The sequence below is a fragment of the Pseudoalteromonas sp. NSLLW24 genome, assembly GCF_015864725.1.
Taxonomy (GTDB): Bacteria; Pseudomonadota; Gammaproteobacteria; order Enterobacterales; family Alteromonadaceae; genus Pseudoalteromonas; species Pseudoalteromonas arctica.
This window is the reverse complement of sequence record NZ_JADYWQ010000003.1, coordinates 315,749-330,855: the sequence shown is the minus strand read 5'-3', so window position 1 is coordinate 330,855 and position 15,107 is coordinate 315,749. Positions and strand designations below refer to the sequence as shown.

At 40.4% G+C, this 15,107-nt stretch carries 14 protein-coding genes; 10 read left to right on the top strand and 4 right to left on the bottom strand.

What is annotated here, in order from left to right; genetic code table 11:
• Positions 1–209 precede the first annotated feature (209 nt).
• The gene (efpL, locus tag I6E72_RS04740; protein WP_007580599.1) at positions 210–782 is read right to left on the bottom strand and encodes an elongation factor P-like protein EfpL; all 573 of its coding nucleotides are present in this window, start codon (positions 780–782) and stop codon (positions 210–212) included.
• A 194-nt stretch (positions 783–976) separates the two neighbouring features.
• Here efpL and I6E72_RS04735 point away from each other — a divergent pair, with 194 nt between their 5' ends.
• On the top strand, positions 977–1,363 hold the full coding sequence (locus I6E72_RS04735; RefSeq protein ID WP_007580596.1) for an MmcQ/YjbR family DNA-binding protein: 387 nt from the start codon (positions 977–979) through the stop codon (positions 1,361–1,363).
• Between the two features lie 36 nt (positions 1,364–1,399).
• Here I6E72_RS04735 and I6E72_RS04730 read toward each other — a convergent pair whose 3' ends face one another.
• The 3 genes from I6E72_RS04730 to fadI form a co-directional block, all read right to left on the bottom strand.
• A complete protein-coding gene (locus tag I6E72_RS04730; protein WP_197111217.1) occupies positions 1,400–1,909 on the bottom strand; it encodes a GNAT family N-acetyltransferase in 510 nt (169 codons plus the stop codon).
• A gap of 73 nt (positions 1,910–1,982) precedes the next feature.
• Positions 1,983–4,190, bottom strand: a complete 2,208-nt coding sequence (fadJ, locus tag I6E72_RS04725; protein ID WP_197111215.1) for a fatty acid oxidation complex subunit alpha FadJ — start codon at positions 4,188–4,190, stop codon at positions 1,983–1,985.
• Positions 4,190–5,500 (bottom strand): acetyl-CoA C-acyltransferase FadI, encoded by a 1,311-nt coding sequence (fadI, locus tag I6E72_RS04720; protein ID WP_004335629.1) that lies wholly within the window; start codon positions 5,498–5,500, stop codon positions 4,190–4,192. Before fadI ends, fadJ begins: the two co-directional genes overlap by 1 nt.
• 306 nt (positions 5,501–5,806) lie before the next feature.
• On the opposite strand from fadI, the gene I6E72_RS04715 reads away from it, so the two are divergent.
• The 9 genes from I6E72_RS04715 (at position 5,807) to I6E72_RS04675 (ending at position 15,105) form a co-directional block, all read left to right on the top strand.
• Positions 5,807–6,763: an AAA family ATPase gene (locus I6E72_RS04715; RefSeq protein WP_004335627.1), complete on the top strand. Its 957-nt coding sequence runs from the start codon at positions 5,807–5,809 to the stop codon at positions 6,761–6,763.
• A 3-nt stretch (positions 6,764–6,766) separates the two neighbouring features.
• On the top strand, positions 6,767–7,711 hold the full coding sequence (locus I6E72_RS04710) for a DUF58 domain-containing protein (RefSeq protein WP_010554656.1): 945 nt from the start codon (positions 6,767–6,769) through the stop codon (positions 7,709–7,711).
• Positions 7,712–7,713: 2 nt separating this feature from the next.
• Positions 7,714–8,148, top strand: coding sequence for a DUF4381 domain-containing protein (locus I6E72_RS04705; RefSeq protein ID WP_121954306.1), 435 nt, complete (start codon positions 7,714–7,716; stop codon positions 8,146–8,148).
• Positions 8,141–9,127, top strand: a complete 987-nt coding sequence (locus I6E72_RS04700) for a vWA domain-containing protein (RefSeq protein ID WP_033028574.1) — start codon at positions 8,141–8,143, stop codon at positions 9,125–9,127. Before I6E72_RS04705 ends, I6E72_RS04700 begins: the two co-directional genes overlap by 8 nt.
• Positions 9,127–11,058, top strand: coding sequence for a VWA domain-containing protein (locus tag I6E72_RS04695; RefSeq protein WP_197111213.1), 1,932 nt, complete (start codon positions 9,127–9,129; stop codon positions 11,056–11,058). The genes I6E72_RS04700 and I6E72_RS04695 overlap by 1 nt, the downstream gene beginning before the upstream one ends.
• The gene (locus tag I6E72_RS04690; protein WP_197111211.1) at positions 11,052–12,710 is read left to right on the top strand and encodes a BatD family protein; all 1,659 of its coding nucleotides are present in this window, start codon (positions 11,052–11,054) and stop codon (positions 12,708–12,710) included. Before I6E72_RS04695 ends, I6E72_RS04690 begins: the two co-directional genes overlap by 7 nt.
• 60 nt (positions 12,711–12,770) lie before the next feature.
• Complete coding sequence (locus tag I6E72_RS04685) at positions 12,771–13,328, top strand: sigma-70 family RNA polymerase sigma factor (RefSeq protein WP_032827217.1); 558 nt, start codon at positions 12,771–12,773, stop codon at positions 13,326–13,328.
• Entirely contained in the window at positions 13,328–14,080 is a 753-nt protein-coding gene (locus I6E72_RS04680) for a DUF3379 family protein (RefSeq protein ID WP_007582005.1), read from the top strand. The genes I6E72_RS04685 and I6E72_RS04680 overlap by 1 nt, the downstream gene beginning before the upstream one ends.
• A 164-nt stretch (positions 14,081–14,244) precedes the next feature.
• Complete coding sequence (locus I6E72_RS04675; protein ID WP_197111209.1) at positions 14,245–15,105, top strand: Tim44 domain-containing protein; 861 nt, start codon at positions 14,245–14,247, stop codon at positions 15,103–15,105.
• Positions 15,106–15,107 lie beyond the last annotated feature (2 nt).

The window sequence follows — 15,107 nt, the reverse complement described above, 5'->3', positions numbered from 1 at the left end:
CGAACCTGCTAAACACAGATTCGGCTTTTAAAATTATAATTTATACCAATCTGCTTATATATGGGGTCTATTTAACGTTAAGAAAATCACGCTAGAACTAGGCAAAAGTTTTTATATCTAGTTGTTCTAAATAAAAAACTTTTAACGACGTTATAGTGCAATTTAATTCGTTAAATTGATCAAAGATTTATGCAGGTTGGTATTACAAGTTATTTTTCAGCTCGACCCATAAATTTATGCTCAACTGTATTAATACGAATACGGTCACCTGTTGAAATATGCTCTGGCACAGAAATATTTAAGCCAGTCGACATACGTGCTGGTTTTGAGCGAGCACTGGCAGACGCGCCTTTAATAGACGGGTCTGTTTCTTCAACAACAAGTTCAACACTTGACGGTAAATCAAGCCCTACTGGCGCGCCATCAATAACAATTACGTGTACGCCTTGTGTTTCTTCATTAACAAATAAAATCTCTTCGCTAATAGCATCTTTGCTTAAGTTATAAGGCGTGTAATCTTCATTATCCATGAACACATACTCGTCACCATCAATGTACGATAGCATTACTTCACGGCGTGTTAAATCAGCCAGCGTTAGCATGTCACTGTCTTTGAATGTTTCGTCAACTTTACCACCGGTTACCACATCGTATAAACGCATACGGTATAAACTACCACCAGCACGACCTTGCGGCACAGAGCGCACAATATCTTTTACAACTAAAACGCGTCCATTGAAGTCAATAGCAGTACCTTTTTTAACATCACTCGCCTTTGGCATGTGTGAATTCCTATTATTTTTTTGATTGCCAGAAACATACCACGAACTGGATTTTGTTCAACTAAAATTACGTTGGTTTTACGCTACATGTTGTATTAGCTTGTAAAATTTTAATTTATACTAAAATACATATAATCAAATGTGAAAAAAACTGCTATGGTAGCTTTACCGAGTATGACTTCAAGGAATGGATCATGGACCAGAAAAAAGTACATGAGTATTTAGTTAAAAAACCACTTGTTCAGGTTACAAAACCATTTGCGCAAGAGGTTGATGTATATAAAGTGAATCATAAAATGTTTGCGACTCTTGCTATTGGCAATGACGGTCAAACTAATGATGATGGTGAGGTTATTTGGTGGCTTAACTTAAAGTGCGATCCTGATGAAGCAATATCATTGCGTGATATTTTCCCGGCAGTGATCCCTGGTTACCATATGAATAAACGCTTATGGAACACAGTAATTTTAGACGGCACAATTCCACAAGGTGAAATTGAGAGAATGATTGATAACTCATTTAATTTAGTCGTAGAAAACATGCCAGAAAAAGACCGAAAAGCTATTTCACTTCACTTGTAAACACTTTTTGGGCTAGGCTACTAGCCCATTAAAACCCTACACCTTAAGCGTATAAATTAAATCGTCATATAAATTTTCGCCTATTGTATGCACTTTAAAAAGTGTATCGGTATGGGTTAAACCGCACTTACCAAGCACCTTTTCAGAACCAATATTGCCACGCGTTACGACTGCTTTAAACTGCCTAATACCACGTTCTTTCCAAGCCCAGTCAATCACAGCTCTTAGGGATTCTGTCGCGTAGCCTTTATTAAAATACTCTGGCAGTAATAAATAACCAAGCTCTGCGGTTTTTCCGTCATAGGCAAAACCTGTAACACCCACAGGTTGTTTTGTTTGATTATTAATAATGAGTAAACACAGGGGATGACGTGATTTAGCACTCCACTTAGGCAAGCGTATCTCAAAGCGGTTTCTTACCAGTGACTCCATTGGCATATCAAAACAAAACTTAAGGACTTGAGGATCGCGATGAAGCGCTAGAAAAAGAGGCCAATCAGATTCTTCCATTTGGTACATGCTCAATCTTTGTGTAAATAATGTCATTAAGCTCCTCATTTATTTATAAAAACTATAAAAAAACCGCATTTAAATGCGGTTTTTTTAGATAGCAGAAACTTTATTCTTTCGTTTCAATCTCTTTAATAACTTCAGGCTCAGTTACACTTTGCTCTTGTGACTCAGTGCTTTGTACTTCAGGAGCTACAACCTCAACATGTGTTGTGTTATAAAAAGTAGCACCAGAGCTTGCCATTGTTACCAGTGATTCACATGGTGCAAAGTTAGCATCGCTGTTAGCTAATGTAGACATATCAGAGCTTATTTTACTCGCGCCTAATTTATCCATATAGCTAAACGGGCCACCTAAAAATGGTGGAAAACCAATACCAAATATTGCACCAATGTCTCCATCACGTGGGCTGGCAATAATGCCATCATCTAAACAGCGTACTGCTTCGTTAAGCATTTGCGATACACAACGCTTAGCAATTTCGCTCTTGTTTAAACGTGGAGCCGGGGTAACACCCAATAGTTCGTAAACTGACTCATCAACCTTTTTGCCTTTTTTATCGTATTCATAAAAACCACGACCAGACTTACGGCCAAGGCGTTTTGAATCAATCATACGCATAAATGCATCAGGGCCTTTAAAACGCTCACCTAATTCTTTTTCAAGAATTGGAGCAATTTTAGAGCCAATATCAATACCTACTTCATCAAGTAGAGCCAGCGGCCCTACCGGAAAACCAAACTCAACAAGCGCTGCATCAATCTTTTCAATTGGCTCACCTGCAAGCATCAAATTAGCAGCTTCGTTTAAGTAAGGCGCTAAAATACGGTTGACGTAAAAACCGGCCATGTCTTTTACAACAATTGGCGTTTTACCTTGCTTACGTGCAAAGTTAACAACGCGAGCAATGGTCTCTTGAGACGTACCTTCGTGTGGAATAATTTCCACTAATGGCATTTTTTCCACTGGTGAAAAGTAATGCAAGCCAATTACATTTTCAGGACGTGCTGCCTGCGCTGCAATTTGCGATATTGGTAATGATGACGTGTTACTTGCAAAAATTGTATTTGCTTGGCATTGCTGCTCTACGTCTGCAACCATACCTTGCTTAAGTGCAAGATCTTCAAACACCGCTTCTATTACTAAATCAATGTGTTTAAAGCCACTGTAGTCAGTTGTACCTGTAATACGGTTCATCGTTAACTGCACATCAGCTTTAGACATAATACGACGTTTAAGGCGCTTATCTAAAATTTTATAGGTGTAGCTCATTGCATTACTAATGCCCTGCTCTGCTACATCTTTAATACGTACCGGTACTTTAGCTTTAACAGCACTTACGTGCGCAATGCCTGCGCCCATTAGTCCACCACCTAAAACAGCAGTTTTGCTTATTGCGGGTGCGTCATCATTGCGCCACTCTTTTTTCATTTCAGTGGTTGCAAAGAAAATACCGCGAAGCGCTTTAGATTCGTCACTCATTACAAGTGTTGCAAAGCTTTCAGCTTCTGTTTTATAAGCTTTTAGCTCATCAAGCTCTACACTAGCTCGCACTGCTTTAATAATAGCTAGTGGTGCTGGGTAGTGCCCGCCCGTTTTTTTAAGTACGTTTTCTTTTGCTTTTTTAAAGATAAAGTTACGACCAAACGGGTTTGACTCTAGTAATTTACTAATATTGTCGAGCTTTGGCTCTTTTGCTTGTGGCTTTTTCTTAGTCGCAAATTCTTTTGCAACTTTTAACAGCACACTGTGCGGTACACAATCATCAAGCACGCCTGCTTTTTTAGCTTGCGTAGGACGAATTTGTTTACCTGTTAGCATCCACTCTAGTGCTTTTTGAATACCAACAATTTTAGTTAAGCGCTGGGTGCCGCCGCCACCTGGAAGTAAACCAAGTTGTACTTCTGGTAAGCCAATTTTTGTTAAATCACTGTCGGTACCAACACGGTAATCACATGCTAAAGCAAACTCTAAGCCACCACCTAATGCAGCGCCATGAATCGCACTTACTGTTGTGTATGGCAGTTTTGTCATATCAAAAAATGCTTGATGACATAGCTCGCTAATAGCTAAAGCATCTTCACGCTTTTGCACGCTATCAAGCATTTTTACATCGGCGCCAGCAATAAAGTTATCGCTTTTTCCGCTTATAAATACCATGCCTTTTACATTTTGCGACTTAGCGTCTTCTAATAATGCTTTTAAATCATCGGCAAAACTGCTGCGCAGGGTATTCATTTTCTCACCCGGCACATCAATCGTTACCACGGCAATTTTGTTTTCATCTACCGCTAAATTAAATACTGAATCAGTCATTACGCGCTCTCCAATACAAAGGCTGCACCTAAACCACCAGCAGCACACGCTGTTGTTAATGCTAAACCGCCACCACGACGTTTAAGCTCGTGTAAGCTTTGCGTAATTAAGCGTGCACCTGTTGCTGCAAATGGGTGACCATATGCTAAAGAGCCGCCGTTAACGTTAAACTTATCCATGTTAATTTCGCCAATTGCTTTGCTGCGACCTAAATGCTCTTGTGCAAATTTGTCTGAAGCAAACATTTTCATGTTGGCAAGTGTTTGCGATGCAAACGCTTCGTGCATTTCAATTAAATCTAAATCAGCAAGCGTAATACCCGCTCTATCTAGTGCAATAGGCGTTGAATGAGCTGGGCCCATTAACATGTCTTTTTCTACTCCAATTGCCGAAAATGCAAAGCTACGTACGTAGCCTAGTATTTCATAGCCAAGTGCTTTTGCTTTGCTTTCGCTCATCATAAGTACGGCCGCTGCACCATCAGTTAATGGTGTTGCATTTGCGGCAGTAACAGTACCGTGCTGACGGTCAAAAACAGGTTTAAGCTTGGCGTAGCCTTCAACCGTTGAGTTTTTACGAATGTTGTTATCTTCTGAAATAAAGCTTTTATATGGCGGCAAATGTGCCGTCATTACTTCATCTTTTAACTTTCCATCAGCCCATGCTTGCGTTGCAAGTGAGTGAGAACGATGCGCTAACGCATCTTGATCTTCACGGCTAATATTATGTGTTTTAGCCATTTGCTCAGCAGTTTGCCCCATTGAAAGGCCTGTTGAGTACTCTGCAACTGCAGGAGGCACTGGTAATAAATCTTTTAAGCGCAGTTTTGAAAATATTTTCAAGCGCTGACCAAGCGTACGCGCTTTATTTAAATCAACTAAGCTGCCTGCTAGCTTTTTACTAACACCAATTGGCAGTACTGATGACGAATCTGCGCCGCCTGCAATACCTACACTTACAGATCCCGCCATAATAGACTCTGCTACATTAGCAATAGCCTGAAAGCTGGTAGCACATGCGCGCGATACAGAATATGCATCAACCGATACCGGCATACCTGTGCCCAATACAATTTCACGTGCAATATTTGGCGCTTCTGGCATTTGTACTACTTGACCAAATACAAGTTGATCAATTTCTGACTTGTTGAAATTTAATCGTTCAAGCATTTCGTTAACCACCAATTTACCCATATCAAGTGCAGGTACATGGTGAAACGCTGTTGCTTGCTTTGCAAAAGGTGTACGTAAGCCGCTAACTATGGCAATACGGTCGCCCTTTGGTGTTTTTAGTATGTTTTGCTCAGACATTTATGCTCTCCCGCTGACAGGTCTGACCTGTTTGTTTTCCTCGATTCTAAACAACCCGTGTACTAAAGCCAATAGATAAACACAAATTTATATAAATAGTGTTTAATTACGACTATCACAATAGGCTTTTTTAGACGCATTTACAAAGTTTTGTGGTACGCTAAAAATCGTTAAAAAATAACGAACTATTTTAAAAAATACAGTCTAACTCTTGAGTTACCCAATTATAAACCTTATAAATAGGTCAGTATTTATCACCTAACACTATTAGGTACAAACCCAGCTGACGAGGACAGTCCACTTATTATGGCAGCTAACGCATTTTCACAATTAAAAACGTACTTAGATACACAAATCATTGGCCAGCCAGAGCTTACACAAGCGCTACTTATTGCTATTTTAGCTGATGGTCACTTATTAGTAGAAGGCCCTCCTGGGCTTGCAAAAACACGTGCAGTTAATGCACTTGCTAAAGGTATTGAAGGATCGTTTCAGCGCGTACAGTTTACGCCAGACTTATTACCGGCTGATGTAACAGGTACCGATATTTACCGCCAACAAACTAGCGAGTTTGTATTTGAAAAAGGCCCTCTTTTTCACAACCTAATTTTAGCTGACGAAATTAACCGTGCACCAGCCAAAGTACAATCAGCACTATTAGAAGCTATGGCAGAGCGCCAAGTGACCGTGGGTAAAAACACTTATCCGCTTAGCGAACTATTTTTAGTTATGGCAACACAAAACCCGCTAGAGCAAGAAGGGACTTACCCGTTACCAGAAGCCCAGCTGGATCGCTTTTTACTGCATCTAAGTATTGGCTACCCTGGCGCAGAGCATGAGCTTGATATACTACGTTTAACACGTGGCGAAGCGCTTAACGAGCAACAACCAGTAATGCAAAAAATTAGTCAAAGCGATTTATTTGCAGCGCGTAAAGAAATATTAGGCCTTTATTTAGCAGAGCCGCTTGAGCAATATTTAGTACAACTTATTATTGCCACCCGTGAAGGCGCTAAATTAGATGCGCAACTAGGTAGCTGGATTGAATTTGGTGCAAGTCCGCGTGCAACAATAGCACTTGATAAATGTGCTCGTGCTCATGCATGGCTTCAAGGCCGTGACTTTGTAGCACCTGATGACATTCAAGCTGTTGTGCATAACGTACTGCGTCATCGCATTATTTTAAGTTACGAAGCCCAAGCCGATGGCATTACTAAAGATCAAGTAATAAGCCGTATAGTTGAACTTGTAGCCGTACCATAAGTTATGCAAAAACAATTAGAATCCCAAGCATGGCTCAAACAGAGCCATAGCCACGGTGTTAATTTAGCACTCAAAGAGCTGATGTATTACAAAGCCAAAGCGCAATTGCTTGAACTTGCCCCTAAGGTAAAAATAAAAAACACCTTAACAGGGCAATACCTTGCACCGCACAAAGGCCGAGGAATGGAATTTGCCGAAGTGCGACATTATCAGCAAGGTGACGATATTCGTTCTATTGATTGGCGAGTTACTGCGCGTACCGGCGAGACTCACACAAAGCTCTTTCAAGAAGAAAAAGAGCGCCCTGTGTTTGTATTTACTGATTTTTCAAACTCAATGCTGTTTGGTTCAAAGTTACTGTTAAAGTCGGTGCAAGCTGCGCATATAAGCGCTCTTGTTGCATGGTCGGCGTGTCAGCGCGGCGATAGAATTGGCGGTATAGTGTTTAATCAGCACTCGCATTTGGAGCTAAAACCCAGCGCCCGTGAAAAGGCCGTCCTTAAGCTTTGTCATAATTTATGCGACAACCACCAGCAAGCGCTCAACAATATTGATAAAACAGCCCCTAACAACTTTAGCGATAACCTAAAGCGCCTTAATCATTTAGCAAAACCAGGCAGCTTAGTGTATTTAGTGTCTGATTTTAATGCTCTGGATGATGCCAGCTTTAAACAACTCGAAATATTAAGCCGCCACTGCGAGCTGATTGGTTGCCATATAAGCGATCCATTTGAGCATCAGTTACCTGCGTTTAAGCAAGCAGTCACCGTTAATGCAAATGGTCAAGACTTTGCCCTACCATTAATGGATAACAGCTTTAGAGAACGCTTTGCTAAAAATGCTGAGCAAGCATTTAGTACGCGCTTTAATCGCTTAACTAAATCGGGTCTTAATTTAATATCATTCAATGCAGCAACACCGCTTGAGCTGCAATTAGTGAGAAAATAACCATGCAAACCAATCCACTCGATGGCCTGCACGATATAATAGCGCCAAGCCAAGTTAATTGGTGGCCACTCGCCCCTGCTTGGTGGGTTATTATTGCACTGCTGTTTTTAGCACTGTGCGTGGCTATTTATATATTTTACAAAAAACATAAATTTAAAAAGCCTAAACGCTACGCAATACAATTAAGCCAAAGTGAGCAAAATCCTCAGCAACTGCATATTATTTTAAAACGTTTAGTGATTGAATATTACGACAAGCGCCTTGCTGCGCAATCTACCTCTAAATGGTGCACAACACTTAATACGCTTACCGGTTTGAGCTTTAGCGAACAAGAAATACTAAGCTTGTATAACCCCAGCCAAAAAGATACAACACTGTGCGAAAAATTTCGCCAAGGTATTAAACAATTTAAAATAAAGGAGTCAGTAAATGTTTGAATTTAGCTGGCCATGGTTATTTTTATTACTACCCTTACCTTTATTACTTTTACTATTAAAACCCGCGGCAAGTAATGCCAGTACGCGTTTACGTATACCCAGTTTTGCAAAGCACAATTTAACCAGCCAAAGCATTGAGCCACACGCACGACGTTTAAATCCTTTCGAATGGATAATTTGGTTATTACTTGTTACTGCTGCTGCTAATCCAACATGGTTAGATGAGCCAATCTCATTACCAAATGAAGGGCGCGATATAATGTTAGCAGTTGACTTATCAGGCTCGATGACCGAACAAGACATGGCTTACAATGGCCAATATGTTGACCGCCTTACCATGGTAAAAGCCGTACTCAGTGATTTTATAGAGCAGCGTCAAGGCGACAGGCTTGGGCTGATATTATTTGGCGATACCGCGTTTTTACAAACCCCCCTCACGCGCGACGTTAAAACAGTAAGTAAAATGCTCAGTGAAGCGCAAATTGGTTTAGTGGGACGCGCAACAGCCATTGGTGATGCATTGGGTCTTTCGGTAAAACGCTTTGCCAATAAAGATGAAAGTAACCGAATTGTGGTGCTATTAACCGACGGACAAAATACCGCTGGTAATTTAAACCCAGAAGATGCACTACTGCTAGCTCGCGAAGAAGGTATTAAAGTGTACACCATTGGCGTTGGCTCAGATAATCCGCGCGGCTTTAGCCTCTTTAATATGGGTGGCTCTAGTGGCAGTAATTTAGATGAAAGCTTACTTAAAAAGATTGCCGAGCAAACTGGCGGATTATACTTTAGAGCCAAAGATGTAGCAGGCCTTCAACAAATTTACGCAGAGCTTGATAAACTTGAACCTATTAGCGCTGATGAACAAACATTTCGCCCACAAAGCTCATTATTTTACTACCCGTTACTTATCGCTATTTTACTTATTAGCTTAAAAGTAATGCTTAGTACACTGCGTGCATTAAAGGAGCCAAACTAATGGATTTTGAATTTATTCGCCCTGCTCTTTTATGGTTACTCATACCTGCTGTGGCATTATTTTTTGTTGCCTTAATTAAGCATAAAAAAACGACTAGTGAGCAGCTAATTGCACCGCATTTAGCACAATTTATAATGAGCGAAGCAAACACTAAAGCCAGCCAGCCACTTTGGTTAGTTGCTTTGTTTTGCAGCCTTGGCATTTTATTTAGTGCTGGGCCTAGCTTTGAGAAAAAACAAGTTCCTGTATTTCAAAGTAAAAGTGCCCGTGTAATTGTTATGGATATGTCGTACTCAATGTACAGCACCGATATTTTACCAAATCGTTTAATGCAATCACGCTTTAAAGCGCTTGATATGATTGAGCTGTTTAAAGAAGGTGATACCGCGCTTGTAGCTTACGCAGGCACGGCCTATATAATTTCACCACTAACAAACGACGCCACAACACTTAGTAATTTAATTCCAAGCTTAAGCCCTGAAATAATGCCAGACAAAGGCTCAAACGTTTTAGCCGGTCTTGATATGGCCAAAGAGCTATTAACGCAAGCGGGTTATATTGATGGCGACATTATTTTAGTGACCGACGGTATTGACCAACAAGAACAAAGCGACGTGAGTAGCTTTACCAGTAACACCCAATATAGATTAAATATATATGGCGTGGGTACCGCTCAAGGCGCTCCAATTAAGTTACCTGAAGGTGGTTTTTTGAAAGACAGATACGGCCAAATTGTAGTACCTACTCTCAATGCCAGTCAGCTTAAAAATTTAGCATCGAGCAGTGGTGGTAAATTTGCTAGTTACCAGCCTAGTAATAACGACATAAATACGTTTGCCCCAAATGCACAGAGTGAATTATTGAAAGACGAAAAACAAAGCCACGCACTTTGGCGAATAGATGCAGGTATATACGGACTCTTGTTATTACTGCCATTTGGCTTGTATTTATTTAGACGCGCTGCCTTGCTGGGGGCTTTTTTAGCCTTTAGCTTTTTACCGCAGCAAAATGCGTATGCCGTAGAGCTCCCTACTCTTTTGCAAAATGCAGATCAACGTGCATTAGAGGCTTACAATAATAAAGAATACGATGCAGCAACACAGGCGCAATCGAGTGAGTTAAAAGGCGCTGCGCTTTACCAGCAAGGTGATTTTGATGCTGCACTTAATGAGTTTAGTAGTGATAAGTCGGCTACCGGTTTATACAACTACGGTAATGCCCTCGCCAAAGCTGGCAAGCTTGAGGACGCCATTGAAGCCTACAAACAAGCCCAAACCTTACAAGACGACTTTACGCAAGCAGCTGACAACCAATCTTTAGTTGAACAATTACTAAATCAACAAGAGCAACAAGATCAGCAAAGCGACGGCGACGACTCTCAAGACCAAGATGATAGCCAGAAAAAAGATGAGCAAAACCAAGGGCAAAATTCTGATGAGTCAAAACAGGATCAGCAAAAAAATGGTGATAAAAGCGATTCTGAAAAAGGCGAAAACGAAAGTCAAAGCCCCAGCGATGAAAAATCTGATAAAGAATTAGATAAAGAGTCTGAACAATCAAAAGATCAACAAGGTGAGCCTGGCGAGCAATCAGACAAGCAAAATGAACCTGATATGCAAGCCCAGCCACAAAGTGAGCAAGGGCAAAATAAAGACGCTGACCAACCTAAAGACGAGCAGCAACAAAGTAAGCCACAAGCAATAAATGAGCAACCAGCCACTGATGAGCAAAAACAAAATGCTCAGCAACAAGCTATGCAAGCCCAAGCAAGTGAGCTCACTAATGAAGAAAAAGAAAAAGCACAACAGCTTAATCAACTACTTAGAAAAGTCCCGGACGATCCGGCTATTTTATTACGGAATAAAATGCAATTAGAAGCCCAAAAAAGACAATATAAACGTCGCCCTACAGGAGTCGAAAAATCATGGTAATGCGATTATTTTGCTGTTTATTGCTATTAAGTGCGATGCCTTCGTGGGCTGCCAGCAAATTAGAAGCCAGCGTAGATAAAAACCCTGTTTTAGCGGGTGAATTTTTTATGCTTAATATATCCGTAGACGATACAGTTAAAGGCGAGCAACCAGACACCTCATCGCTATTAAAAGACTTTGTTGTTGGCCCAACAAGCTTAAGCTCTCGTACCAACATTATTAATGGCAGCATTAATAAACAAACCACGTGGTCGGTTAAATTAATGACCCGTGCAGAGGGCGATTACACTATTCCGGCATTTAGCGTTGCAGGGTTAACCTCACAGCCTATTAAATTAAAAGTGGCAAAACGTTCAGTTGATGCAGATAAAAATAACGAAATATTTTTAAAAACGTCGCTCTCAAGTAATTCATTGTTTGTCCAAGAAGCCGGTGTTTACACTATTAAGCTTTACCTTGCGAAAGAACTGCTTGATGGCAGCTTAAGCACACCAAATATGGAAGATGCTCAGCTAACCCAATTGGGTAAACAAACTGAAAGCTATGAGCTTGTTGATGGTAAACGCTACCTTGTTATTACTCGCGAGTATTTGATTCAGCCACAAAAAAGCGGTGCGTACACTATTGCAGGCCTCTCTTTTCAAGGACGAGTACAACAAAATTATCGTCAGTTAGAAGTGTCAGCTCTTGGCGACGATCAGCAAATAGAAATAAAACCAATTCCGGGTGATTACAAGGGCGCATGGTTACCAAGCGAGCTGGTTAATCTTGATGAAGAATGGCAACCTAATGACAACACCGTAGAAGTAGGTACACCTATAACACGTACTATTACGCTTACCGCGCTTGGGGTTACAAAAGAGCAATTACCTGAAATCTCTATGCCTACCATTGATGGCATACGCAGCTACCCAGATAAAAAAGAAAATAACAATGCAGTACGTGACGGGCGAGTTGTATCGCAGCAAACTGCATCGTATGCATTACTGCCGCAAAAGCCAGGTACTTACACTTTACCTGAAATAAAGCTGCCTTGGTTTAATACTAAAATGAACCGTATTAGCGTAGCTACATTACCAAAGCGCACTATAACGGTAACGCCAAGTAGTACCGCACCTAATACCGCCGTGGTAAACCCACAATCAAACCCAAACAATTTACCTGCTATTGAAAATATTTCGAATGAAACGACAGGCACACAACGTATTGAAACTAAAAGTGATACTCCTCTTTGGTTAATAGTTGTTGCCGCTTTAGGGTATATTTTATGGATTGGTACTGTAATTTTTTACTTAATGACCCGTTCTACTAAAAATACGACTGAGAAATTACAACTAAACAACCGTGATATTTCTCAGCCGAGCTTAAATGAGCTTAAAACGCTCGCTAAAACGAACGATGTGAAAGCTTTTTACACCGCATTAAATAACTTTTCTGTAAAGGTGACCCATAAAAATGTTGGCGCGATTGATGAGCTTTGCATCCGCGTAAACAGCAGCGAGCTTAATGGCCTCATTAGCCAATTGCAGGCACAACTTTATAGTAATAAAGGCGCAAACACGGATCTTAATGCTATTATTAAAATTCTTGAGAACTATCAAACTCAAGCATCAAAGTCGCAACAAGCTGTATTAAAAGACCTTTATGATTAATAATTACGATACTCAGGTCTTTTTTGCAATAAATAATAATTTTTAATTAAAAAAGTGCTTATGCTTGGAAAGAAAAAATCAAACAATCAGGTCTTAATCGATATGGCAGAGAAACAAAAGCGTTATGAAGCCTTGGTCCACGTTTACAATAAAGAGCTTTATCGCTTTGCTTATTGGTTATGCCGTGATCCGCACATAGCAGATGATTTAGTACAAGAAACGTTTTTACGCGCGTGGCGTTCTCTCGACTCTTTACTTGATCAAAAGGCAGCTAAACCTTGGCTGCTTACTATATTACGAAGAGAAAATGCGCGCCGATTTGAACGTAAACAGTTTGATTACAGCGACGTAGAAAACGATACGCTTGTTGATGAAACCAGCCACTCATTAGATGATGAAATGGAGCAAACGGTTATCCAACGCCAGATTGCCCTGCTATCTGATGAATACCGAGAGCCATTATTACTACAAGTTGTAATGGGCTGCTCTGGCGAAGAGATCGCAGGCATACTTAATTTAAATAAAAACACGGTAATGACTCGTTTATACCGTGCCCGAAATCAACTTAAAGAGGCTTTAAGCCGTGATGATGAACAACTTAAAGGGGCATCAAAATAATGGATGAACTTGAGTTTCGTCGCCGCACTATTGCGCAGCCAAACGACATTGACAAGGAGCTCATGGAGTTTGCTAACAATAACCCAGAGCGACAAAGTTTTATTAATGATATGAAAGATTTTGATAAATTTATTCAAGACTCTTTAGATATACCTGTGCCTGAAAACCTTGCAGATCGCATTCTTTTAAACACATCGTTAAAAGAAAAAGCACTACAAGAAGAGCAAGCAACAGGAAAAAATGTAGTTGATGCCCGCTCGCGTTTTAAGCTTGACCGCGTGCATCTTGCATTAGCTGCATCTTTTGTAGTGGCTATTAGTGCCTTCTTTTTTAGTACAGAGCAAAATATTGCACACGAAGCGGGTGAGCATGCGCTTGCCCATGTGTACTACGAAATTAGTGCGCTTGATAAAAAAGAGCCCATTAGCCTACAAAGCGTTAACGACAAGCTTGCAGTATTAGGTGGTCATCTTGATGAGCTTCCTGGTGATGTAACTTACGCTATGTTTTGTGATTTTAAAGGCGAAAAAGGGCTACATTTGATATTTGAGTCTGACTTTGGTCCTATGACGGTATTTATAGTGCCTTCTGAAAATAAATCATTTGGTTTTGGCGATGATAATTTCAAAGACGAGCGCTTTGAAGGTCATATTAACCGAGGCTCACAAGCAGATACTATTTTAGTGGCAAGTGTTGGAGCACCTCTAAATACTTATAACGAACGCGTTACTGGCGCTATTCGTTGGCTTTAAAATAAACAAATTTACCGCTTAGTCCCTACTAAGCGGTTTTTTGATTATATACCTACCAATAAACCTTTTCTTTTATACTCAAAACCTCTGATTTTTAAAGTAATTAATTAAATTCCTTAAGAAAGTAAATTATAATCGCGGCTCGATTTTAATTAGGGAATTTCATGAAGAACATCATCGTTATTTTTTCACTATTGGCATTATTATGTACTGCCAGTTTTGATGCACACGCACGTAAAAAGTTTGGCAGTAGCAAACGTGGACAAACTCCTGCAACACAACAAACAGCACAAAAACAAAAAGCAGATACAACAACCCCAACAGCAGCACCTAAAGCCACATCAAATAAAAAAGGCATTATGGCTGGCGTTTTGGGTGGTCTTTTAGCGGGTGGCTTAATTGCAGCGATGTTAGGCGACGATTTTGAAGGTTTTCAGCTATTAGAAATGATTTTATTAGCTGGCGGACTATTTATTTTATTTAAGCTAGTAACAGGCTTTTTACGTGCTAATCGTGCCCCACAACTTGCAAATGCCAGTGCGGATACAAGTGCTCAGCAAAATGCTTTTAAACAAGCACCAATCGAGCAGCCAATGAGTACAGGCTTTGCTAACAGCGCCCCACAAGGTGAAAGTGTCCCTTTTAATCTACCACCTAACTTTGACGTTAATGGCTTTTTGCAAGGTGCCCGTAGTCATTACCATACGCTACAAACTGCATGGAATAATGCCGATTACACCACAATGGCTGAATACTTAAGCCCTGCACTTGTTGCCGAATTTAAAGCTGATCGTGAAGCTATACAGAGTGTAAACACTGAAGTAATGTTTATTGATGCCGAACTTGTGCGTGCAGATACAAATGCGCAATCGTGGCAGGTTAGTGTTCGCTTTAAAGGTAAGTACCGTGATTTAGGCGATAAAAAAGAACAGCCTATTTTAGAAATTTGGCACTTAGAGCGTCTAATTTCAGACGATGCTCCATGGCTAATAGTGGGTGTTGAAGATTTAATTGATACTCAATAAGC